Source organism: Alcaligenes faecalis (assembly GCF_002443155.1).
GTDB lineage: Bacteria > Pseudomonadota > Gammaproteobacteria > Burkholderiales > Burkholderiaceae_B > Alcaligenes > Alcaligenes faecalis.
The window spans coordinates 276,636-297,548 of record NZ_CP023667.1; the positions used below are offsets into that span (position 1 = coordinate 276,636).

The following is a 20,913-nucleotide window of genomic DNA, read 5'->3' on the forward strand; positions in this document are numbered from 1 at the left end:
CAGTCTGCAATCGCCGGGCTTAATGCAGTTCCACCGCAGCGGCAGGAGCCGCCTGCACACGAGGCAAACGCAGACGCAGCAGCAGAACCAGACTGAAGACGGCCAGCAATCCGGCCCAGAACATGACGCGGTGAAAGCCGTCCGCCCAGGCGTGCTGGATGGCTTGCATCCAGAACAAGGAATCGGCCGAGGCAGGCAGATTCACCTGACCGGAGCTAATGATTTGCTGAGCCTGTTCCCGCATGGGATTGACCGGATCAAGGCGGCCGGACAAGGAGCTGACGGCGCCCTGGCTCATCAAGGAAGCCAGCAGGGCAACGCCCAAGGTCATGCCGGTTTGGCGGATGGCGTTGGTGGTGGCTGATGCCATACCGGAACGCTCACGTGGTACCAGGTTCATGACCAAGGTGCTGCACGCCGGGACAGACAAGCCCATGCCTATGCCCAGTACGGCCAAGGCGAAACCCGCCATCCAGTAGGACGCGCCGGGTTGCAGCAACATCATTAGCCAGGAACCGGTTGCCATCAGGCCAAAGCCCACGGTCAGGATCATTTTCAGTCCAAAGCGTTGGCTCAAGGCACCGAAGCGGGAGGCCAGCACGGCCATGCCGATGAACTGAGGAGCCAGCCCCCAGCCGGTTTGGGTGGCACTCCAGCCCAGGGCATTCTGAAAGAACAGGGACAGGAAAAACACATTGCTATAGGCAGCAAAGCCCAGCACAAAGGAGGCGATATTGGCGGTGCTGAAGCGGTAGTCCCGAAACAGGCTCAAAGGCAGCAAGGGGCGGGCGACGCGGCTTTGGGCATAGATAAACGCGACGAAGGTGACTGTGGCCACGCCCAGGGAGCGAACCGTTTCGGTCGCGTGCCAGCCTTGTTCACCCGCGCAGATCAGGCCATAGGTCAGGGAGCCGAGCCAGATAACGCTAAGCAACTGGCCGATCGGGTCGAAGGCCGCGTGTTCCGGGTTGGCCGATTCCTGAATGCCCCACATGCCCAAGCCCAGGGTCAGCAAACCCAATGGCAGGTTCAGACTGAAGATCGAAGGCCAGTCGGCCACATCGACCAGCACACCGCCCAGAATCGGGCCCAGTACCAAGGCCAGAGCGCTGAAGGAAGACCAGCCGCCAATGACGCGAGCACGCTGAGCGGGATCGGGGAAGGCATGGGTCAGGATGGACAAGGCGCCGGGAATAAGCAAAGCCCCCGCCATGCCTTGCACGACGCGGCCCCAGAGCAGGGCGCTCAGTGAACCGGCCAGGGCGCACATCATGGAACCGACGGTAAAGGCCAGCACGCCCAGCAGCCAGCTTTTCTTGCGTCCGTAGCGATCCCCCAGCAGCCCGGCGGACAACATGAAGGCGGACAGGCAAAGCGCATAGGAATCCACAATCCATTGCAGTCCGGCCATATCGGTCTGCAGGGATTGCTGCATGCGTGGCAAGGCAAGATTCACGATGCTGATGTCCAGGGTGACCATGAAAGTCCCCAGGTAAATAGCGATGGTTAGAGCAAGTCGGCGTGTCATAGCGTTCTGTAAATGAGAATTGTTATCGACGACTATAAGACGTTGACTGACTGTCAGTCAATAAAAAATAAACAGGCTGGCTAAAATAGCGCGGTGACACCCGACGAGGCGCTTTTTCGGGTTTTTTCTGCTACCTTGACGCCCATGACCGCTGCCAAAACACCCCGCACTCAACCCTCTGAAGTTCGTCGCCGAGATTTATTGGAGGCGGCTGCCACCTTGTTTCTACAACAGGGGTTTGACGCCACACCGGTCGATGAAATTGTGTTGCGGGCAGGGATGTCCAAAGGCTTGTTCTATCACTACTTCAGCTCCAAGCAGGAGATCCTGGCCGCCCTGCGCGAGCAGTTCATCCAGCAATTTCATGACCGCGTGCAAGGGGCGCTGGAGCAGGCGCCGGAGGACGACTGGGTTCAGCGTCTGGCCTGTTGGATCCGGGCATCGGTACAGGCGTATAGAGACACGCTGGACATGCACGATCTGGTGTTTTCAGACCATATGCGCAGCAATTACCAGGGCGAGCGCAACACGGTGACTGAGCCTTTGCACTCGATCTTGAGCGAAGGACAGAAAGCCGGTGCCTGGTCTGTGGCCGATGTGGATTTGACCGCCTGGGTGATCTACCAGGGCATGCATGGTGCGGTCGACAATATGGGCCTGGAAACTGCGGAGCAGTGGGCCGCTATGGAAGACAATCTGGTGACTCTTTTTGTGTCCATGCTTGGGGCGACGCCACCTTGCCGGAAAAAATAAGCTGTTAGAACGGTGCTGTCCATGTATTTACACGGCACTGGGAGACCTTGAAAAAAAGCCATGAGAGGCCGGAGGGCATGCCTTCAAGAATTTTGCTTCTTCTATTCAGACAGTCATCAATAAAACTGGGCCTGCTCCCATGAAGGAGCAGGCCCAGTCTTTAGATGAGTAGAGACTTAGCGGAACTGGAAGTGCTCCTTGTGCAAGGTCCAGGATTTCGCAGGCAAGGTCTGCTTGAGTTCGCGCCGCAGTTGTCTGCCCATTGCCGCCGGTCCACAGAACCAGATGTGCAGGGGTTTATCGGCATGGTAGTACTGCAGCACCTCTTTGGGTGTCCAGCGACGGCCATCGGCATAGATTTCAAGATCCACATCCGGGTGTTCCTCTGCCGCCTTGCTCAAGGCCTGGGCCAGCGGGTCATAGCCGTGCTGACAGGCATATTGCAAATGGGCGTAGGGGGCATGGCCTTCCTTGTGCTCCTGGCTCAGCCAGGACAGAAAGGGCGTGGCGCCAACTCCGGCACCGACCCAGATATAGATACCCTTGTCGTCGCTGCCTGGTTGAGTAAAGCGGCCATAAGGACCATCCAGCTCGATGCCCTGACCAATATGCAAACGCTCGGGCAAACTGCGTGTCCAGTCACCCAGCAGCTTGATATGAAAGCGCACAATCTGGTCGTCCTGATCGGCATCGGACAGGGTGAAGGGATGGGACTCGGACTCACCCTTCAAACGTAAAAAGGCGAACTGCCCGGCCTGGTGCCCAGGCCAGGATTGATCCATGCGGCATTGCACCTCCAGCACATCACCTTCTGATGTACAGGAGATGACGGTGCCAGTGTGCGGATAGGCCGAACTCAAGTTGCGTAGCAGCTGGATGATGGCTGCTGCTGTGCCGATCACCATGGTGATGGCCAGCGCCCAGCCGCCTATGCCGCTCCAGTATGCGGGCGGTGTCAGCACCACGCCGTGAAAGATCAGGATCAGATAGGCCACAGGCATCAGGCGGTGCAGGCTGTACCATTTTTTATAGGAAATCGTGCGGCGGGCCAGTGTGATGATCAGCATCAGAATCAGCGCGTAGAACGTCCATTCGCCCAGTGTTTTGGCATAGGGTTTGAACAGGCTGACCCATTCGGGAACCGGGGTTTTGGGCAGTCTGCCGCCCGTGCCGATGGCGGCAGAAATCAGACCTTTGGATTCCTTGCCAAGCCAATGGGCCAGACTGAGCAAAATGGCGATGATACCCAGCCATTTGTGCAACTTGTAGGCTTTGTCCATGCCACCGAGCCAGGGCTCCAGGCGGCGGGGGCGCAGGGCCAGAACCATAATGGCTGTCATGGTGCCCAGTGCCAGAATGCCAGTCAGCAGCATGCCTTCCTGGCGTATCAACCACAGGGTATCGCCGGGCGGCGAGGGGGCAAGCCACAAGGCTTCCACAGCCCAGATTAAAAAGAAGGCGGAGAGCAACAGCAAAAGAGGGCGACGCATGGCCTTTTCCGGATTGTTTGAAAGAGCCGGATGCTGTGTAGTCGCTATCTGAAAAATGTAGCGATGCAGCGTACCGGGAACATCTATTGATGTTAGTACGCTGCCCAGGAGCTTGTAGAGCCAGTATTCAAGAGCCTTTTGAGAAGACTCAAAGGGCTCCTAAATAGTTGTTATTTAAAGTATTTGTTAATGATTCTGGTTGCTGTTTACGCTGTTTCAGTGTGTTGCAGAGTAACTCGTCTGATTGCTTTTCAGCCCTCTTGAACAGGGCAGATCAGTGATGCCAGATCCAGCAAGGCTGCATCCTGATGCGCTTGTCCGATCAGTTGCAGACCCAGCGGTAAAGGGCTGTTCTGACTAGGCGCAGGCAGGCTCAAGGTGGGCCAGCCCAGCAAGGACCAGGGACGGTTCAGGACGGAAGAGCCAGTGCTGTCCAGGCCATAGGGCGCAGGACCAGGGGCAGCGGGAGTCAACAAGGCATCAAAATGGCCATAGCGATCCTGCCATTCCTGTTGTAGCTGACGGCGGCGGGCCTGCCAGGCGTGATAGTCAGCCGGGGGCAGCTCCAGACCTTGCTTGACGGCTTGTATGGTAATGGGCCGCAAGGCATCCGGGCTGGCTTGCCAGACGGGCAGCAGGCTGCGGGCCATTTCATACGCCATGATCTGGCCTTGCAGGATCAGCAGTTCTTTCAGTTGCGGGTCCGCAGGCAGACGCTCCAGCTGGGCGCCTTGTTGTTCCAGGTGCAGGCAACCTTGTTCCAAAGCGGCCAGCGCAGCGGGGGTAATCGGGCCCAGGTCTTTGCCATCCAGCACGCCGATGCGTGGTGCCGTGGGGGCATAGATGTCGGGCAAACCCTGCAAGACCGTGGCCACGCGGCGCAGCACGGACAAGCCCCGGCTGAAGTAGCCAATGGTGTCCAGGCTGTCGCATAACAAGAAAAGACCGCTGCGATGCACCGCGCCAAAGCTGGGCTTGAAACCCAGAATGCCGGTAAACGCCGCCGGGCGCATCATGGAGCCTCCCGTTTGGGTGCCCAATGCAAAATCAACCATGCCTGCCGCTACGGCCGCTGCCGAACCACTGGAAGAGCCACCCGGTGTGTGGTCCAGATTCAGCGGGTTGCGGGTGGGGCCGGGTGCGGCGTAAGCAAACTCTGCCGTGACTGTCTTGCCCACCGCTGTGGCGCCTGCCCGGCGCAACAAGGCCACACAAGCCGCATCGCGTTCTGCGGGCAAGGCATCGGGAAAGTGGGCGCCATAACGTGTAGGCATGCCTTGAACATCCAGCACATCCTTCACGCCGAACGTCAGACCCGCCAAGGGGCCGTCGGGGTGAGTGCTGATACAGGTGGCCGGGTCAGCCAGCCAGGACCAGGCCTGGATGGACTGGTCCTGCAAAGCGAGAGAGGAAGGGTTTGCAGTCATAAGGGAGAAGCGGGTTTACTGAATCGAGATGTTTTGAGCCTTGATCAGCGCAGTCCAGCGTTTGGTTTCTTCTTTCACAAAAGCGGTGAATTCTTCAGGTGTGCCACCAACGACTTCTGCACCTTGGGACTCCACGATCTGACGATAGTCCGGATCTTTCAGGGCATCGTTGACGGCCGTATTCAGTTTTTCCAGCACATCAGCAGGCAGGCCGGCCGGAGCAATGACGCCAAACCAGTTCGAGGCCACCAGATCCACCCCTTGTTCCTTGAAGGTGGGGGTGTCAGGCATGGCTTTCAGACGTTCTTCCGAGGTCACCCCCAGCACGCGCAGGCGTGGATTGTCGATTTGCATGTGCGGCAGGAACAGGCTGGCCAGTTCCAGATAGAAGGAGATATTGCCGGCCAGCAGATCGTTTGATGCTGGTGCGCCACCACGGTAGGGCACGTGTACGGCGTCAAAGCCGGAGGTGGCCTTGAACTGTTCCGTCAGCAAGTGCGACGCGCCGCCTGCGCCGGTGGAGGCGTAGTCCAGTTTTTCGGGGTTCTTCTGGCCGTCTGTGATCAGGTCAGCCAAGGACTGGTAGGGCGAGTTGCTGTTGACACCCAATGCCATGGCACCGCGTTCGATCAGGGCGATGGGCTGTAAATCCTGTTCAGGATCGAAGGGCAGGTTGCTGCCGTACAGCGCCTTGTTCACCGACATGGGGCCAAAGTTGCCCAGGCCGATGGTGTAGCCGTTGGGCTTGGCGCGCGCAATCATGCTGGTACCGATATTGCCGCTGGCACCGGGCTTGTTTTCCACCACAATGGTCACGCCCAGGCTGTCGCTCATTTTTTGAGCCAGCATGCGCGAGCGGGTATCCGAGCTGCCACCCGCAGCGTAAGGCACCACAAACGTAATGGGCTGCGAAGGGTAAGCCGGTTCGGCCATGGCCGAACCGGAACCCAACAAAGTCAGTGTGAGCAGGCCACTCAGTAAAGGGGCGCGATGCTTGAATACCGTCATGTCTATCTCCTGCGTTGGGCCAATATTCGCAGTGACGTGCAGTATGGCCCTGTTTTTGATAAGTGTCAGGACGGATGGTAGTAAGAGCTAATTATGTTGTCTAATATTAAAAATAATTGTTATTGATCTGTTTTCTAACCTAATTGGTGGGCATATGCTGGACTCCAAATTAAGCGAGATGTTCTTGGTGGTGGCCGAAGAGCTGCACTTTGGCCGGGCAGCCCAGCGTTTGTTCATGACCCAGCCGCCCTTGAGTCAGGCCATACGCAGGCTGGAAGAGCAGATAGGGGCGACCTTGTTTATCCGCACCACACGCACGGTGCAATTGACGGCGGCGGGAGCGGAATTGCAGCGCCGCTTGCGCTTGATCGGCAACGAACTGGAGCAGACCTTGCAAGCGGTACAGCAAGTGCATAGGGGCGAGACCGGCATGTTGCGCATAGCTCTGACGCCCAGCAGTGCCTATGCCGGTGTGTCCAGGCATGTGTATCGCTTTCGCCAGGACTTCCCGCAAGTGGACATACAGATCTACGAGATGAACTCCAGCGATATGCCCGCGGCTCTTTATGAGCGCCGGGTAGATGTGGCCTTGATTCGGCCTTCCTTTGCCGTGCCGGATCTGAACCCGCAACTGGTGGAGTCCGAGCCGATGATGTTTGTGGTGAGGCGTGATGATCCGCGTGCCCAGGAACATAGCCAGGGGCTGACTCTGCACCAGGCTTTTTCCTATGAGATGGTGGCCTACTCGCGTCAGCAGTCACGTTATTTCCATCTGCTGCAGCAGCGCATGTTGCAGCGCTCGGGCTGCTTGCCGCGCTTTGCGCAGGAGAGCATGGTGCCTACGGTGCTGGTGATGGTTGAGGCGGGTATTGCTCCGGCCATTGTGCCCGCTTCCCTGGCACGCTTGCGCACCGATACCTTGGAGTATCTGCCCCTGCTGGATGCAGACGATATTGCGGCCGAGTTGATGAGTGCGTATGTGTCGGACAATACCAATCCGGCCCTGGTGAATTTTCTGACGGTACTGGAGCAGCATCGCTCAAGTTGATTGACGAGCGGCCAGCCATTCCCGCATGGATTGGCCCGTACGCTGGCGAAACAGACGGGACAGGGCGGAAGGGTTGGCATAGCCCAGATCCAGGGCAATGCGCTTGGCAGACTGGCCTTGGGCCAGTCGCTGGCAGGCCAGCGACAAGCGCCATTGGGCCAGATAGTCTGCCGGTGTGTCTCCTACCCAGTGCTTGAACTGCACGGCAAAAGCGCTGCGCGACATCTTGGCTTCCTGAGCCAGCGATTGCACCGTCCAGTCCCGACCCGGATCGGACTGAATCGCCAGCAAGGCGCGCGCCACGGGTGGGTGTGACAAGCCCCGGAACAGGCCCACCGGAATCTCGCACCGATCGGGGTGGTCAAACAGCCAGCGCAGCAATTGCAGCAACACGATTTCGAACAGACGGTCTGCCAGCAGACGATGGCCACAGCGCACGGACTCCGTTTCTGCAAAGAGCAGGCCCAGCGCCTGTTCCAGACCAGCCGCTTCTTCCAGCGGCACGATGATCAGATCGGGCAGGGACCGGGCCAAGGGGTGATGCTCACCCCCGTCAAAATCCAGGGTGGCACAGGTGAAGTCCGAGCCTTCATTGGGCATGTCGTAGAAGGCGTGTTCCAGCGGGCGGGGATAGAACAGCAGGCTGGGTCGGTCAATGGTCAGGACTTCCGGCACCGGGTCGCGTGGGTCATGGCGCACGCTGAGCTGGCCGCGCCGCAGGATGTGCAAAAAAGCACGCCCAGGTTGGGCCGAGAAGCGGGTCACACCACACAAAGAGCCGTTGTAGAACAAATGCGCCCGAACACGGAACTGTTCCAGCAGAAGGGAGAGGCGATCCAGGTTCATGAAAACATCCTCGTCTGGATGAAAAGGTAAGTTGTCGGGACTAATCTTATCCAATGATCCTGCTCTTGGCGAGACACTATCTCTGCTCGCTTCTATTTGGCCATTCTGGCCCACCTCACCAGGAGATCATCATGTCCCGTCTTACCTTGCCTGAAGTTGCCCAAGCTCCCACCGCCAGCCAGCCTGCCTTGCAGGAAATTCAAAAAGCCTTTGGCGGCAGCGTGCCTGCCATGTTCCGTATGGTGTCCAATTCCCCCGCTGCCTTGCGCAGCATGTGGGGCTCCTTCGGCGCCTTTGCCGGTGGCCAGCTGGGTGCGAAACTGGGCGAGCAATTGGCTGTTGCCATTGCCGACCGCAATCGCTGCGAATACTGCCTGGCTGCTCACAATGTGCTGGGTGCCAATGCCGGTCTCAGCCCGGAGACACTGGCTCAGGCCCAGCGGGGTCAGTCCGATGACCCACGTACCGCGGCTGCCTTGAAGTTTGTGCTCAAGCTGGTGGATCAGCGTGGGCAAGTCTCGGCCGCGGATGTGCAAGCCGTGCGCGATGCCGGTTTTTCTGAAGGTGAGGTGGTGGAGCTGGTCGGTGTGACTGCCTTGAACCTGTTCACCAACTACATCAACAATGCGCTGGAAGTTCCGGTGGATTTCAAGGCTGTTGAGCTGACTGCCTAAACACCGAAGGTAGAGCCCGCTTGCTAATGGGCAGGCGGGCTTTTTTGCGTCTGATGACTTTGTTTTACTTGGCCGACAAGGGACCGGAGTTAATGGCTGTCAGCGGCTGGTTCACCTCAAAAAAGCGAGCATCAATGCCGCTGATGCCAAAGCTGTTGAGCCGCTTGCTGTGCATGTCCAGATAAGCTTGTGCGCTGGCTTTATCCTTGAACAGATACACACCACCGGCTTTGGACTGATCCTTGTTTTCTGTCCAGATTTTCCAGATCAGGCCGGGCTCCTTGGAAATGGATTGCGCCAGTTCTTGCATGGCTTCACTCATCTCTGAACCCCAAGGGCCGGGGTAGGGAAAATCAACATACAGCAAGGTGCTCATGATCGGCTCCATATCAAAATACGTGCCAAATATCATACCTTGAGGTTTGAATTGTCCAGCACTGTCTCTTATTTGTCATGGGACGTTGAAAGCGGCGCGATTGGCTGGCCTCGCCCTTGAAGGGGGCGTATAGTTTTTCTTTTGCTATTTGCTGCTGGAAGCCCTCATGTCCTGGACCGCTTTGTTGCTGGTGGTGTGTGCTGCGTTCATTCATGCGGGTTGGAATCTGCTCTCTAAACGGGCCGCTATGGCAGGAGCGCATTTCGTATTTGCGTACTCCTTTTTTGCCATTCTGTTCTATTTCCCCATCACGCTGTGGGTTGTCTTTACCCAAGGCAATATGCCTTGGACCAGCGAGACCATTACCTGTTTGGTGCTCAGTGCCTTGTTGCACATGTGCTATAGCCTGAGTTTGCAAAAAGGCTATCAGGTGGCCGACCTGTCAGTGGTGTATCCCATTGCCCGTGGCACCGGCCCCATGTTGTCTTCCATTGGTGCTTTTATCCTGTTGGGCGAACCTGTGCGTCCTTTCGGTGTGCTGGGTATCTTGTTGGTGGTGATGGGAATTTTGCTGATCGCCACGCAAGGGCGTCTGCGCCGTTTTTTCAGCCCTGCAGCGCTAACGGGCGTGCGTTGGGGCATGCAAACCGGGATACTGATTGCGGCCTACACCGTGGTGGATGCGTATGGGGTCAAGGTGTTGCTGATCTCGCCGTTTTTGCTGGACTGGTTCAGCAATGTGCTGCGTCTGGGGATGCTGGCTCCCTTTATCGCCAAGCGAGGGCGGGCAGGTTTCGTCAAGTTCAAACCTTATTGGAAGCTGGCGGCGGCAGTGGGTTTGTTATCGCCCATGTCTTACATCCTGGTCTTGCAGGCTCTGAGCATGGGGGCACCCCTGTCCATGGTGGCCCCGGCCCGTGAAATGTCCATGATGGCCGGCACCCTATTGGGTATGGTGGTGCTGCGTGAAAAAGCCAATGTCTGGAGTTTGCTGGGCTGTGCGGTGATGATCAGCGGGGTCATTGCCCTGACCTCCGGCCCGGCGGCCTGATTGCTCTCTTGAAATATCGCAAGCTGTCCCTATCTGTCTTCAATAGGGCGCGCACCAGCGCGCGGCAATCAACCCATTTTTTGCTTTTTCACCATGAGCCAGACTGACACTGCGAATACGTCCGAAACCTTGGGTTTTCAGGCTGAAGTCAAACAATTACTGCATTTGATGATTCACTCCTTGTACAGCAACAAGGAGATTTTCCTGCGTGAGCTGGTATCCAATGCGTCGGATGCCTGTGACAAACTGCGCTTCGAGGCCATCGACAATCCAGCCTTGCTGGAAGGCGATCCAGAAATGCGTATCCGTGTGGAGTTCGATAAAGAGCAGCGCACGATCACCATTTCCGACAACGGCATTGGCATGTCGCGTGATGAGGCCATTGCCAACCTGGGCACCATTGCGCGCTCGGGCACCAAAGAGTTCTTCTCTCAACTGACAGGCGACAAGCAAAAAGATACCCAGCTGATTGGTCAGTTTGGCGTGGGCTTTTACTCCTCCTTTATCGTGGCCGACAAAGTGTCTGTGCTGACACGTCGTGCCGGTGAGGATCAGGAAGCCGTGCTGTGGGAGTCTGCCGGTGAAGGTGAATTCACCATTGCTGCCGCTGAAAAAGCTGAGCGTGGCACCACCATCACCCTGCACCTGCGTGAAGGCGAGGACGATTTCCTGGACGGCTGGCGCTTGCGCAATGTGCTGCGTCGCTACTCCGATCACATCTCCTTGCCCGTGCAAATGCGCAAGGAAGAGTGGGACGAAGAGAAGCAGCAACAAGTCAAGCAGGACGAATGGGAAAGCGTGAACCAGGCCAGCGCCTTGTGGACACGCTCCAAGTCGGAAATCACCGACGAGCAGTACCAGGAGTTCTACAAGCATATCGCTCACGATTACGAGAATCCTCTGGCTTGGACACACAACCGGGTCGAAGGTCGTAGCGAATACACCCAGCTCCTGTTCGTACCCAAGCAAGCCCCTTTCGATCTGTGGGATCGCGATGCTCGCCGTGGCGTGAAGCTGTACGTGAAACGCGTATTCATCATGGACGACGCCGAGCAGCTGCTGCCTGCTTACCTGCGCTTTGTGCGCGGTGTGATCGATTCGGCCGACCTGCCGCTGAACGTCTCGCGTGAAATCCTGCAAGAAAGCCGTGATGTGCGTGCGATCCGTGAGGGTAGTGCCAAGCGCATTCTGTCCTTGCTGGAAGATCTGGCCGAGAACCAGCCCAAGCAATACGCCGAGTTCTGGAATCAATTTGGCCAGGTACTGAAAGAAGGCACCGGCGAAGACATGGGCAATCAGGCCCGTATCGCTGCCTTGCTGCGCTTTGCGTCCACGAATCAGGAAGGCTCGGCCCAGACCGTGTCCCTGAACGATTACATCGGTCGCATGAAAGAAGGTCAGGACAAGATCTACTACGTCACGGCTGATACCTTTGCTGCTGCGTCCAACAGCCCGCATCTGGAAGTATTCCGCAAGAAAGGCATCGAAGTGCTGCTGATGTCCGACCGTGTGGACGAGTGGATGCTGTCCTACCTGCGCGAATTTGAAGGCAAGCAGCTGGTTTCCGTGGCCAAGGGCGGCCTGGACCTGGATTCGCTGGCAGACGAGGAAGAAAAGAAACATCAGGCTGAAGTGGCTGAAACCTTCAAGCCTCTGGTCGAGCGTTTGCAAGCTACGCTGGGCGAGAAGGTCAAGGAAGTGCGTATTACCGCACGTCTGGTTGATTCCCCTGCTTGCGTGGTGGTCGATGCCAACGAACTGAGCCCGCACCTGCTGCGCATGCTGCAAGCCGCCGGCCAGGAAGCCCCCGAGGTCAAGCCGATTCTGGAAATCAACCCGGAGCACGCTTTGATTGCCAAGGTTCAGGCTGCTGACGACGAGGCTTTTGGTGAGTGGGCTCAATTGTTGCTGGAACAAGCCATGCTGGCCGAAGGTGCCGCATTGCAAGATCCTGCCAGCTTTGTGAAACGCGTGAACCGTTTGCTGTTGAATCTGTAAGCCTGAGGCTTGCTGGCTTTGCCTTAGGGTGGAGCCAGCAAGCTATCAGTGTAATGGCCTCTATCTTGATTTGTAAGATAGGGGCTTTTTTGTGCCTGTTGAAAGACCATTACAGGTAGAAGCGAGAACATAGCAGGTAAGTAGAAGTTAAATTGCTAAGCGATTTTTTATTTTTTGTCCATCTTAATGAGAATTGATCGTAATACGATGCATGAACGCCACACTGTGGACAAAAACAAGCTGATTTTTAGCTGAATTTAAGGAAAGCGTAAGATTTGGATAGACTTCATAATAAGAATGATTGATATTACGGTCTCCTATTAAAAGCACTTATCTGGCAGTGAAACACCGCTAACACGCGCGATTGGCCCTGCTTTGATCGCCCTGCCTTGAAAAGTGATACCTACCACATGGAGCTGGTGATGTCGTTCGTTTCCCCTTTGCCGCCTCGTCGTTTTGCCGAGACGGTCTTGTCTGCTGCTCTGTTTGCGGCCCTGACAAGCCCTGTTATTGCTCAAACTGCCAATCCAGGTGTGACAGAGCTGTAGTCGATTAAAGTTCAGGCTTCGGAAGATGCCAATGGCATTGATGGTTTTCAAGCCCATAAAGCGCAATCGGTGAAGTTTTCCGAGTCCTTGTTGAATACACCGCGTTCCATCACTGTGATCCCGGAGGAGGTGATCAGAGATCGTGGAGCGACCTCGCTGCAAGACGTATTGCGTACCACCCCGGGCATCACGCTGGGTTCAGGTGAAGGCGGAACGCCCATGGGCGATCGTCCCTTTATCCGTGGTTACGAAGCCAGTACCGATATTTTTATTGATGGCGTGCGCGACTACTCCCGTGGCTCGCACGAGACCTCAACCTGGAGTCCGTTGAAGTCCTGAAAGGCCCCAGCTCGGCGTACACAGGCCGTGGCGGTACGGGCGGCAGCCTGAACCTGGTGACCAAGTCCCCCAAGCTGAAAGATTTCTTCCAGGTGGAAGCAGGTTACGGCACCTCGGACCAGTATCGTCTGACAGCAGACGGTAACTATGCTTTCTCGGAAACAGGCGCGATCCGTCTTAACCTGATGCGCATGGGTGGGGAAGTGGCAGGCCGCGACGGGGTGAAGATTGACCGTTGGGGCATTGCTCCTTCCATCGCCTTTGGTTTGGGTACGCCAACGCGTGTGACCTTGTCTTACTCGCGTCTTGAGAACAAAGACATGCCGGATTTGGGCTTCCCCTTCAAAAATGCCGCCAATCCGGATCGTGTTACCCCACTGGAAGCGGATCGCGACAACTTTTACGGTCGTCGTAATGTAGACTTCCGCAAATACATTGCCGATACGGCCTCGGCCAGCATTGAGCACGATCTGAACGACCGTTTCACGGTTCGGAACGTCACCCGCTACAGCAAGACGCTGAATCACTACTTGATGACACGTCCGTCCTTTGACAACTGCGCCGCAGGTGCGGGTGGTGCTTGCGCGACGGAAGGTGCTGGCTTGCAGTTCCGCCGTGATGATCGGACGAACTACCGCGTTGCAGAATCCCTGCTGAATCAGACGGATGTCTACGGCAGCTTTAATACCGGCTGGATCAAGCATGACATTGTTGCGGGTGTGGAAATCAGCAAAGAGGAAATCCACAACAAGACGATGACGGGTGGCCCAGGCCGCGATACTGATTCGTTCTATGATCCGAATCCCAATCGTCAGTACAACTACTCGTTGCAGTACGGTCCCAAGACCAAGACAGGCGATATCAAAACACGCTCGGCTTATATCTTTGATACTTTGACGCTGAGCGAGCAGTGGATGGTGAATGGTGGTTTGCGCTTTGATCGTTTTGAGGCCGACAACACCAAGGATTCCCGCAAAGATGATATGTGGAATTATCAGCTGGGTGTGGTCTATAAACCAGCGCGCAATGGTTCTATCTACTTGAGCTATGGCACCTCTTCCAACCCGACAGGGGAGAACCTGGGGCAGGCCGGTGGTGCTGACGGCCCGGCAGGTGGCGCAGCGATTCGTGACCTGAAGCCCGAGCGCAGCTACAGCTGGGAACTGGGGACCAAATGGGATGTGGCGGACGAGAAGTTGTCTTTGACAGCGGCCATTTTCCAGACCGACAAGAAAGATGCTCGCTCTACCGATCCTTTGACCGGCGATGTGTCCTTGAGCGGCAGCAACCGTGTACGTGGCCTGGAGCTGGGCGCAGCAGGTGCGATTACGCCGAACTGGAACCTGTGGGCTGGTTACACCTATCTGGACCCCAAGATCAAGAAATATCGCAGCGGCAATAATGTCTTTGACGGCAACCAGATGAAGTTCATCTCCAAGCAGAGCTTCAACGTCTGGACGACGTACAAAGTCATGCCCGAGCTGACTTTGGGCGCGGGTGCCACGTTTGTGGGTAAACGTTTTGTGGATGACGCCAATCAATTGAAGCTGCCTTCCTACTGGCGTTACGATGCGATGGCGCGCTACGACCTGAACAAGAATGTATCTTTCCAGTTCAACGTGAACAACATCAGCAATGTGCGCATGTATGATGCTTCCCACGTCGGCATTTTTGCCAACGTCGGCCCAGGCCGCTCTTACATGTTCAATGCCTCTTACCGCTTCGAGTAAGTTGCGCCTTGTAGTGTAAATTCAGATGGGCCGCCTTTTGGGGCGGCCTGTCTGTTTCTTGCTTAGCCTTGTATTCCTTTTGTTTTGGCAGGTGCCCATGCTGATTACTATCCCTGACGTTCTGAATACCGAACAGTTACGAGACTGTCGCCAGGCCCTGGAGCAGGCGCAGTGGGAGGACGGGCGCACGACGGCGGGCTATCTGGCCCAGCACAGCAAACGGAACCTGCAACTGCCTCTGGATGCTGCCGTATCCCGCCAGATGGGCGAGTTTCTAATGCACGTACTGGGGCAGCACAGCGGCTTTATTGCCGCTGCCTTGCCCCTGCGTATGCTGCCCCCACGCTTTAATCGTTACGAGGGGGGCGGGGAATACGGCAACCACATCGATAACGCGATTTTTACCGTTCCTGGCACGGCTCAGCGCCTGCGTACTGATGTTTCCACAACCCTGTTTTTCAGTGATCCCGACGAGTATGAAGGTGGCGAGCTGATCATCGAGGATGTGTACGGCGCTCAGTCCATCAAGCTGCCTGCAGGGCATATGGTGGTGTATCCCGGTACCAGCCTGCATCGAGTACAGCCGGTGATCAAAGGAACGCGCTATGCCTCCTTTTTCTGGACGCAAAGCATGGTGCGCCACGCGCATCAACGCAAATTGTTGTGGGAGCTGGATCAGAGCATTCAGCAACTGGCCAGGCAGAATGCGGATGCCCAGGAGCTGTCACGCCTGACGGGGATTTATCATAATTTGCTGCGTGAATGGAGCGATGTCTGATCGCCTGGAGCTTGCTTGACCATGTCCCAAGAACGACTGCCCCCACTCGCTAACATCCCGGCCCAGATTGCCTGCCTGAGGGATTACGAACCTTATGCCCGTCAGCGTATGCGTGCGCAGGACTGGGCTTACTTCAGCACGGGGGCGGCGGATGAGCTTACCCTGCAAGACAATCTGGCCAGCTTCGGGCGTTGGGGGCTATGGCCTGCCGCCCTAAGTGAATTTGATCAGCCCTCAACCCGCTTGACGCTGCAAGGGCAGTCCATGGATTACCCGATTCTTCTGGCCCCCGTGGCTTATCAGCGCTTGGCTCACCCTGAAGGTGAATTGGCCAGCGTACTGGGTGCGGGTGCGATGGGGGCGACTAGCGTAATCAGCATGCAGGCCAGTCATTCCTTTGAAGAGATCGCTGCACAGGCCCATGCTCCTTTGTGGGCGCAGTGGTATTGGCAAACGGATCGGGCATTTACTCTGGATTTGCTGGCTCAGCTTGAAGCGGCAGGTTATGCCGCGCTGATGTTGACGGTAGATGCCGCGGTCAATGGTGTACGTAATCAGGAGCAGCGTGCGGGCTTTGCCTTGCCGGAGGGCGTGGACGCCGTGAATCTGCGAGGAGCTCCCAAGCAACAGGCGGTGTTAGGTGCAGCAGGCACCAGCCCTTTGTTTGGTAGTGGGTTGTTAGAGACGGCGCCGACCTGGGGTGATCTGGCCTGGTTGGTGCAGAATAGTCCTCTACCTGTGTGGGTGAAGGGCGTGATGCGGCCCCGAGACGCTCAGCGAGCCCTGGATACGGGGGTTGCCGGAATTGTTGTGTCCAATCACGGAGGGCGAACTTTGGATGGTGCTCCCGCCTCTGTGGACGTATTGGCACAGGTTTGTCAGGTCGTGCAGGGCAGGGTGCCGGTCTTGATGGATGGTGGCATTCGACGCGGAACCGATGTGCTCAAGGCATTGGCGCTTGGTGCAACTGCTGTGATGATTGGCCGTCCCTACATATATGGTCTAGCTGCCGCAGGAGCGGCCGGTGTGGCGCATGTCCTGCATATTTTGCGGGCCGAACTGGAAGTGGCGATGGCACTGACGGGTTGCAATACCTTGGCCGATATCGGCCCTGAGCTACTTTATCGATCCTGATCCGACGCGGCTCGTGGCTTGGGTTCCAGCTCTTGTTCCGGCAAGGTTTCTTTGGGCCAGCCATGTTCCCGCTTCACCCTTTCCCAATCAAAGAATGGCCCCGGGTCTGTCTTGCGTCCAGGGGCGATATGCTCGTGACCACGTACCGCGGTCAAGTTATGGCGCATACGCAGGGCGCGGCTCAGGCGGGACAGTTCCCGGTACTGCGCTTCTGTAAAAGGCTCGAAATCGCTGCCTTCCAGCTCGATACCAATAGAAAAATCATTGCAGCGTTCGCGGTCTTCAAAGCGCGACATACCCGCATGCCAGGCACGGCGGGTAGTGGGAACAAACTGAATGATGTGGCCTGTGCGCTGGATCAGAAAGTGCGCTGACACTTTCAGGTCCCGGATGTTCTCGAACCAGGGATGAGCACCGATATCCAGCTTGTTCTGGAAAAAATCCCGAATATAGGGTCCGCCAAACTCTTGCGGGGGCAGGCTGATATTGTGCAGCACCAGCAAGGTCGGGGTGTCGCCCTCGGGGCGCTCATCCTGATTAGGAGACAGGGCGCGCAGGACATTGGCATGGGGTTTCAGCCAGCCCTGGCGGTCCAGGTCGTAGGCGTGGTGCATGCGGGCCATGGCCTTAACTGCGCGGGCCGCGCTTGGCGTGTTCCAGGCTGCACCAGGTGTGATGATTGCTCATCAGGGCTTCGGAGCGAGGCAGAAAAATGCCGCAGTGCGCGCAACGAACCATCTCTTCCGCGCTGCCTTGTTTGCGGGGCGGGCGCATGGTCGGGTTGGGTGGGTTGCGCTTGCGGGCCTTGTTTTGTGACACGATGCGGGCAATGATCATGGCCGCCAGGATGGCTACAACCCAAAATAAGACTTTACCCAATTTTCCCTCGTTGCAAGATGACGTCCAGTACAAAGTGGCTGCCTGTATAGGCTAGCAGCAGGAAGGCAAAACCGGCCAAGGTCCAGCGCAAGGCAACGCGACCACGCCATCCATACTGTTTTCGACCCCATAATAAGCCACCAAATGTAACCCAGGATAGCAAGGTAAAGACAGTTTTGTGGTCAGCAGGCAAAAATTTACCGTCTATCGCCATGGAGACGGCGGCACCGCTCAGGATCGTGAAGGTCAGAATCACGAAAGAGACACGGATCAGGCGGAACAGCAGCTCTTCCTGCACCAGCAGGGGCGGCATGGTATCCAGAACCCGGCTGAACAAACCGCGTTGTTCCTGATGCAAAATAGGGCGGTGCAACTGGCGGTCCAGCGCCGTCATCAAGACCGCATGCAGGGCGGCCACGGTACTTAGCCCATAGGCGACCAGTGCAATCATCAAGTGGATGCGCAGCCATTCATTGCCGACGTGGTTGACGATATGGCCATTGGGAAAGGCCATGGCCAGCAGGCTGACGATTGTGGCTGCAGGCAGTAGAATGAGCAGCAGGCTGTCCAGACGCAGATACAGGCTTTGGAACCAGAACACCACCATGCCCAGCCAGATTGCCGCCGACAGGGCCAACGCCCAGCTCAGATGCAGCCCCTGGGGCAGCACAATCGTCAGCAACAGGCCCGCTCCGTGCACAATGATGGCGCAGAGCAAAGCCACCCGGCTGGGGGCGTTCAGTACGGTTCGGGTGCTGCCGCGAGTCAAAGGACGCCATAGCGAGATCGACAGCACGATGTACGCCAGTGCGGCGAGCAAGTGAAATACAATACTTGCAGACATAAGTCCCGGATTTCCTGAAAAACGGTACGGGGCGTACCTCAAGTGGCCATTTTATTCTTATTCGTAGACCACACGATAACCTAGTTTAAGCGAACCCAGTCCTATGTTTGAAAATCTGACCCAGCGTATGTCGCGTGTGGTGAAAACCATGCGCGGACAGGCTCGTCTGACCGAATCCAATACTCAGGAGATGTTGAGGGAAGTCCGTCTGGCTTTGCTGGAAGCGGACGTGGCCTTGCCCGTCGTGCGCGATTTTGTGGCACGGGTCAAAGAAAAAGCGCTTGGTGTTGAAGTTGCCGACAGCTTGAATCCTGGCCAGGCGCTGGTGGGGGTTGTCCACCAGGAGCTGACCAATCTGATGGGGGCAGACCTGGGCGACAACGCCAGCGAACTGTCCTTGGCGGCACAGCCACCCGCGATCATCCTGATGGCCGGTCTGCAAGGTGCAGGTAAAACGACTACCACTGGTAAGCTGGCCAAATGGCTGAGCGAAGGTGGTCACGTTCAGCATGGCCGTAAAACAGGCAAGAAGAAAGTGCTGGTGGTCAGTGCTGACGTCTATCGTCCCGCCGCTATCGAACAGCTGAAAACCGTTGCCGCCCAAGTGGGCGTCGAGTTCCTGCCCTCCGATCCCAGCCAGAAGCCCGCAGACATTGCCCGCAATGCCCTGGACCACGCCAAACGTCACCACTTTGATGTGCTGATCGTCGACACGGCCGGTCGCCTGGGTATTGACGAAGAAATGATGCGCGAGATTCGCGCTCTGTACGACCTGCTGAACCCTATCGAAACCCTGTTCGTGGTGGATGCCATGCAGGGTCAGGACGCGGTTAACGTTGCCAAAGCCTTTGCAGACGCCTTGCCGCTGACCGGTGTGGTGCTGACCAAGCTGGACGGTGATGCACGTGGTGGTGCCGCCTTGTCGGTGCGCCATGTCACTGGCAAACCGCTCAAATTTGTAGGTGTGTCGGAAAAACTGGATGGCCTGGAGCCGTTCCATCCCGAGCGTATGGCTCAGCGCGTGCTGGGCATGGGCGACATTGTTTCCTTGGTCGAGCAGGCCCAGCGCAATATCGATATTGCCGATGCGCAAAAGATTACCGACAAGATCAAGGCGGGCGACAAGTTCGACTTGAACGACTTTCGCGACCAGCTGCAGCAAGTTAAAAAGCTGGGTGATATGGGTTCCTTGCTGGAAAAACTGCCTGCGCAGTTCTCCCAGGCTGCATCCCAGTTGCAAGGCGGCCAAGCTGAGCAGCAACTGCGTCGTACCGAAGGTATCTTGAACTCCATGACGCCTACCGAGCGTGCCAAGCCCGAATTGCTCAAGGCCTCGCGCAAGCGTCGTATCGCAGCCGGCTCCGGTGTATCGGTACAAGAGGTCAACCGCTTGCTGAATCAGTTCGAGCAAATGCAAGGCATGATGAAGCAGATGAAAAAAGGCGGCATGGCCAAGATGATGCGCGGCCTGGGTGGGATGGGGGCCTTGAAAGGTCTGGCTGGTAAAGGCTTCAAGGGCTTTCGTTAAGACGTCGTCGCAAGCTGCGGGAATAGTTGATTTGTTCCCGTCAGTGCCTGTCACAAAACAAAATGCCCGATGCATTGCATCGGGCATTTTGTTTTGGCTTGTCCATGAATCCATGGCTTGGCAGCCATGGATAACGGCACGCTGAATCGGGTTTTACAGCGCCGGAATACGCAGTACCTGACCGGGGTAAATCTTGTCAGGATGGCTGAGCATAGGCTTGTTGGCCTCAAAAATAACGGTGTATTTCGCACCGTTCGCCTTGCCGTAGTGGGTTTCAGCAATTTTCCACAGGGTGTCGCCTTTCTGTACGGTGTACATGGTGGCTTCAGCGGAAGGCTGAGCAACGCTGAGCTGGTTGTCGACCTGCGAGACACCCAGGGTATTGCCCAAAGCCAGCACAATTTTTTCGGCCTGTTCTGTGGAGGCAGCCTGGCCGCTAACCGTAACTTTGTCGCCATCAACCGTCAGATTCAGACCGTCGGCGGAAAGTTGGTGTTTGGCCAGTTCTTTCTGGAGTTCGTCTGCAGTTGCTGCTTTGGCTTCGTTGGCACCAAAGAGTTTTTCGCCGACATCTTTAAGAAAACTGAATACGCCCATCGCTTTGCTCCTGAAGTTAGGGTTCCATGGCCGCCTGCTTGATGGCAGGCGAGACGGCCCATTATGACCTCATTTTCAGCTCTGAAGCCGTAGCTGAATGTCAGCAATTGTGCATTTTACAGGGCGAGTATCAGCCGCCTCCGACGGCAACCACGATTTCTATCGTGTCGCCTTCCTTGATAGCAGTGCTGGCGTGCTGGCTTTTGGGCACGATATCGCCGTTCAGTTCCACGGCAATGCGTTTGTTCTCGTAGCCCAGCTCGATAATCAGCGTGCCAACCGTGTCGGAGTTTTTCAGAGTCTTGCTCTGGCCATTCAGGGTAATGTTCATTCTTGT

22 protein-coding genes are annotated in these 20,913 nt (G+C 56.7%); 11 read left to right on the top strand and 11 right to left on the bottom strand.

Annotation, left to right across the window (positions count from 1 at the left end; genetic code table 11):
• Positions 1-19: 19 nt before the first annotated feature.
• On the bottom strand, positions 20-1,528 hold the full coding sequence (locus CPY64_RS01290) for a DHA2 family efflux MFS transporter permease subunit (protein ID WP_042482789.1): 1,509 nt from the start codon (positions 1,526-1,528) through the stop codon (positions 20-22).
• A 144-nt stretch (positions 1,529-1,672) separates the two neighbouring features.
• Here CPY64_RS01290 and CPY64_RS01295 point away from each other — a divergent pair, with 144 nt between their 5' ends.
• The gene (locus CPY64_RS01295) at positions 1,673-2,281 is read left to right on the top strand and encodes a TetR/AcrR family transcriptional regulator (RefSeq protein ID WP_042482794.1); all 609 of its coding nucleotides are present in this window, start codon (positions 1,673-1,675) and stop codon (positions 2,279-2,281) included.
• 176 nt (positions 2,282-2,457) lie between these two features.
• Here CPY64_RS01295 and CPY64_RS01300 read toward each other — a convergent pair whose 3' ends face one another.
• The 3 genes from CPY64_RS01300 to CPY64_RS01310 form a co-directional block, all read right to left on the bottom strand.
• Positions 2,458-3,771, bottom strand: a complete 1,314-nt coding sequence (locus CPY64_RS01300) for a ferredoxin reductase family protein (protein WP_042482797.1) — start codon at positions 3,769-3,771, stop codon at positions 2,458-2,460.
• Between the two features lie 251 nt (positions 3,772-4,022).
• Positions 4,023-5,198, bottom strand: a complete 1,176-nt coding sequence (locus CPY64_RS01305; protein ID WP_042482800.1) for an amidase — start codon at positions 5,196-5,198, stop codon at positions 4,023-4,025.
• Between the two features lie 15 nt (positions 5,199-5,213).
• A complete protein-coding gene (locus tag CPY64_RS01310) occupies positions 5,214-6,206 on the bottom strand; it encodes a Bug family tripartite tricarboxylate transporter substrate binding protein (protein WP_042482802.1) in 993 nt (330 codons plus the stop codon).
• Between the two features lie 154 nt (positions 6,207-6,360).
• On the opposite strand from CPY64_RS01310, the gene CPY64_RS01315 reads away from it, so the two are divergent.
• Positions 6,361-7,254: a LysR substrate-binding domain-containing protein gene (locus CPY64_RS01315; RefSeq protein WP_042482805.1), complete on the top strand. Its 894-nt coding sequence runs from the start codon at positions 6,361-6,363 to the stop codon at positions 7,252-7,254.
• Here the strand turns inward: CPY64_RS01315 and CPY64_RS01320 are convergent.
• A complete protein-coding gene (locus CPY64_RS01320) occupies positions 7,246-8,100 on the bottom strand; it encodes an AraC family transcriptional regulator (RefSeq protein ID WP_042482808.1) in 855 nt (284 codons plus the stop codon). The genes CPY64_RS01315 and CPY64_RS01320 overlap by 9 nt on opposite strands.
• Positions 8,101-8,231: 131 nt before the next feature.
• Between CPY64_RS01320 and CPY64_RS01325 the strand changes: the two genes are divergently transcribed.
• Entirely contained in the window at positions 8,232-8,774 is a 543-nt protein-coding gene (locus CPY64_RS01325) for a carboxymuconolactone decarboxylase family protein (protein ID WP_042482811.1), read from the top strand.
• A gap of 64 nt (positions 8,775-8,838) precedes the next feature.
• On the opposite strand, the gene CPY64_RS01330 is transcribed toward CPY64_RS01325, so the two are convergent.
• A complete protein-coding gene (locus tag CPY64_RS01330) occupies positions 8,839-9,150 on the bottom strand; it encodes a monooxygenase (protein ID WP_042482814.1) in 312 nt (103 codons plus the stop codon).
• A 166-nt stretch (positions 9,151-9,316) separates the two neighbouring features.
• On the opposite strand from CPY64_RS01330, the gene CPY64_RS01335 reads away from it, so the two are divergent.
• From CPY64_RS01335 to CPY64_RS01355, 7 genes are all read left to right on the top strand, one after another.
• A complete protein-coding gene (locus CPY64_RS01335; RefSeq protein ID WP_042482815.1) occupies positions 9,317-10,201 on the top strand; it encodes an EamA family transporter in 885 nt (294 codons plus the stop codon).
• Between the two features lie 93 nt (positions 10,202-10,294).
• The gene (htpG, locus tag CPY64_RS01340; RefSeq protein WP_042482819.1) at positions 10,295-12,199 is read left to right on the top strand and encodes a molecular chaperone HtpG; all 1,905 of its coding nucleotides are present in this window, start codon (positions 10,295-10,297) and stop codon (positions 12,197-12,199) included.
• A gap of 422 nt (positions 12,200-12,621) precedes the next feature.
• On the top strand, positions 12,622-12,747 hold the full coding sequence (locus CPY64_RS19235) for a hypothetical protein (protein ID WP_255209288.1): 126 nt from the start codon (positions 12,622-12,624) through the stop codon (positions 12,745-12,747).
• 69 nt (positions 12,748-12,816) lie between these two features.
• Positions 12,817-13,086 (top strand): TonB-dependent receptor plug domain-containing protein, encoded by a 270-nt coding sequence (locus tag CPY64_RS19265; RefSeq protein ID WP_307188520.1) that lies wholly within the window; start codon positions 12,817-12,819, stop codon positions 13,084-13,086.
• Entirely contained in the window at positions 13,083-14,816 is a 1,734-nt protein-coding gene (locus CPY64_RS01345) for a TonB-dependent receptor (RefSeq protein ID WP_307188525.1), read from the top strand. The genes CPY64_RS19265 and CPY64_RS01345 overlap by 4 nt, the downstream gene beginning before the upstream one ends.
• Positions 14,817-14,913: 97 nt before the next feature.
• Positions 14,914-15,594 (top strand): Fe2+-dependent dioxygenase, encoded by a 681-nt coding sequence (locus CPY64_RS01350; protein WP_042482824.1) that lies wholly within the window; start codon positions 14,914-14,916, stop codon positions 15,592-15,594.
• A 21-nt stretch (positions 15,595-15,615) separates the two neighbouring features.
• Positions 15,616-16,728, top strand: coding sequence for an alpha-hydroxy acid oxidase (locus CPY64_RS01355; protein WP_042482826.1), 1,113 nt, complete (start codon positions 15,616-15,618; stop codon positions 16,726-16,728).
• Here CPY64_RS01355 and ampD read toward each other — a convergent pair.
• The 3 genes from ampD to CPY64_RS01370 are packed head-to-tail and all read right to left on the bottom strand — an operon-like array spanning position 16,716 to position 18,451.
• On the bottom strand, positions 16,716-17,351 hold the full coding sequence (gene ampD, locus CPY64_RS01360; RefSeq protein ID WP_052362911.1) for a 1,6-anhydro-N-acetylmuramyl-L-alanine amidase AmpD: 636 nt from the start codon (positions 17,349-17,351) through the stop codon (positions 16,716-16,718). The genes CPY64_RS01355 and ampD overlap by 13 nt on opposite strands.
• A gap of 4 nt (positions 17,352-17,355) precedes the next feature.
• A complete protein-coding gene (locus tag CPY64_RS01365; RefSeq protein WP_042482829.1) occupies positions 17,356-17,607 on the bottom strand; it encodes a PP0621 family protein in 252 nt (83 codons plus the stop codon).
• Complete coding sequence (locus CPY64_RS01370; protein WP_042482831.1) at positions 17,600-18,451, bottom strand: cytochrome C assembly family protein; 852 nt, start codon at positions 18,449-18,451, stop codon at positions 17,600-17,602. Before CPY64_RS01370 ends, CPY64_RS01365 begins: the two co-directional genes overlap by 8 nt.
• A gap of 103 nt (positions 18,452-18,554) precedes the next feature.
• Here CPY64_RS01370 and ffh point away from each other — a divergent pair, with 103 nt between their 5' ends.
• Positions 18,555-19,979: a signal recognition particle protein gene (ffh, locus tag CPY64_RS01375; protein ID WP_042482833.1), complete on the top strand. Its 1,425-nt coding sequence runs from the start codon at positions 18,555-18,557 to the stop codon at positions 19,977-19,979.
• A 153-nt stretch (positions 19,980-20,132) separates the two neighbouring features.
• Here the strand turns inward: ffh and lysM are convergent, their stop codons facing one another.
• Positions 20,133-20,576, bottom strand: coding sequence for a peptidoglycan-binding protein LysM (gene lysM / locus CPY64_RS01380; RefSeq protein WP_042482834.1), 444 nt, complete (start codon positions 20,574-20,576; stop codon positions 20,133-20,135).
• A gap of 130 nt (positions 20,577-20,706) precedes the next feature.
• On the bottom strand, positions 20,707-20,907 hold the full coding sequence (thiS, locus tag CPY64_RS01385; RefSeq protein WP_042482836.1) for a sulfur carrier protein ThiS: 201 nt from the start codon (positions 20,905-20,907) through the stop codon (positions 20,707-20,709).
• Positions 20,908-20,913: the final 6 nt, after the last annotated feature.

Coding starts and splice junctions, on each gene's coding strand:
- CPY64_RS01290 (WP_042482789.1), bottom strand. CDS start 1,528: ATGACACGCCGACTTGCTCTAACCATCGCTATTTACCTGGGGACTTTC.
- CPY64_RS01295 (WP_042482794.1), top strand. CDS start 1,673: ATGACCGCTGCCAAAACACCCCGCACTCAACCCTCTGAAGTTCGTCGC.
- CPY64_RS01300 (WP_042482797.1), bottom strand. CDS start 3,771: ATGCGTCGCCCTCTTTTGCTGTTGCTCTCCGCCTTCTTTTTAATCTGG.
- CPY64_RS01305 (WP_042482800.1), bottom strand. CDS start 5,198: ATGACTGCAAACCCTTCCTCTCTCGCTTTGCAGGACCAGTCCATCCAG.
- CPY64_RS01310 (WP_042482802.1), bottom strand. CDS start 6,206: ATGACGGTATTCAAGCATCGCGCCCCTTTACTGAGTGGCCTGCTCACA.
- CPY64_RS01315 (WP_042482805.1), top strand. CDS start 6,361: ATGCTGGACTCCAAATTAAGCGAGATGTTCTTGGTGGTGGCCGAAGAG.
- CPY64_RS01320 (WP_042482808.1), bottom strand. CDS start 8,100: ATGAACCTGGATCGCCTCTCCCTTCTGCTGGAACAGTTCCGTGTTCGG.
- CPY64_RS01325 (WP_042482811.1), top strand. CDS start 8,232: ATGTCCCGTCTTACCTTGCCTGAAGTTGCCCAAGCTCCCACCGCCAGC.
- CPY64_RS01330 (WP_042482814.1), bottom strand. CDS start 9,150: ATGAGCACCTTGCTGTATGTTGATTTTCCCTACCCCGGCCCTTGGGGT.
- CPY64_RS01335 (WP_042482815.1), top strand. CDS start 9,317: ATGTCCTGGACCGCTTTGTTGCTGGTGGTGTGTGCTGCGTTCATTCAT.
- htpG (WP_042482819.1), top strand. CDS start 10,295: ATGAGCCAGACTGACACTGCGAATACGTCCGAAACCTTGGGTTTTCAG.
- CPY64_RS19235 (WP_255209288.1), top strand. CDS start 12,622: ATGTCGTTCGTTTCCCCTTTGCCGCCTCGTCGTTTTGCCGAGACGGTC.
- CPY64_RS01350 (WP_042482824.1), top strand. CDS start 14,914: ATGCTGATTACTATCCCTGACGTTCTGAATACCGAACAGTTACGAGAC.
- CPY64_RS01355 (WP_042482826.1), top strand. CDS start 15,616: ATGTCCCAAGAACGACTGCCCCCACTCGCTAACATCCCGGCCCAGATT.
- ampD (WP_052362911.1), bottom strand. CDS start 17,351: ATGGCCCGCATGCACCACGCCTACGACCTGGACCGCCAGGGCTGGCTG.
- CPY64_RS01370 (WP_042482831.1), bottom strand. CDS start 18,451: ATGTCTGCAAGTATTGTATTTCACTTGCTCGCCGCACTGGCGTACATC.
- ffh (WP_042482833.1), top strand. CDS start 18,555: ATGTTTGAAAATCTGACCCAGCGTATGTCGCGTGTGGTGAAAACCATG.
- lysM (WP_042482834.1), bottom strand. CDS start 20,576: ATGGGCGTATTCAGTTTTCTTAAAGATGTCGGCGAAAAACTCTTTGGT.
- thiS (WP_042482836.1), bottom strand. CDS start 20,907: ATGAACATTACCCTGAATGGCCAGAGCAAGACTCTGAAAAACTCCGAC.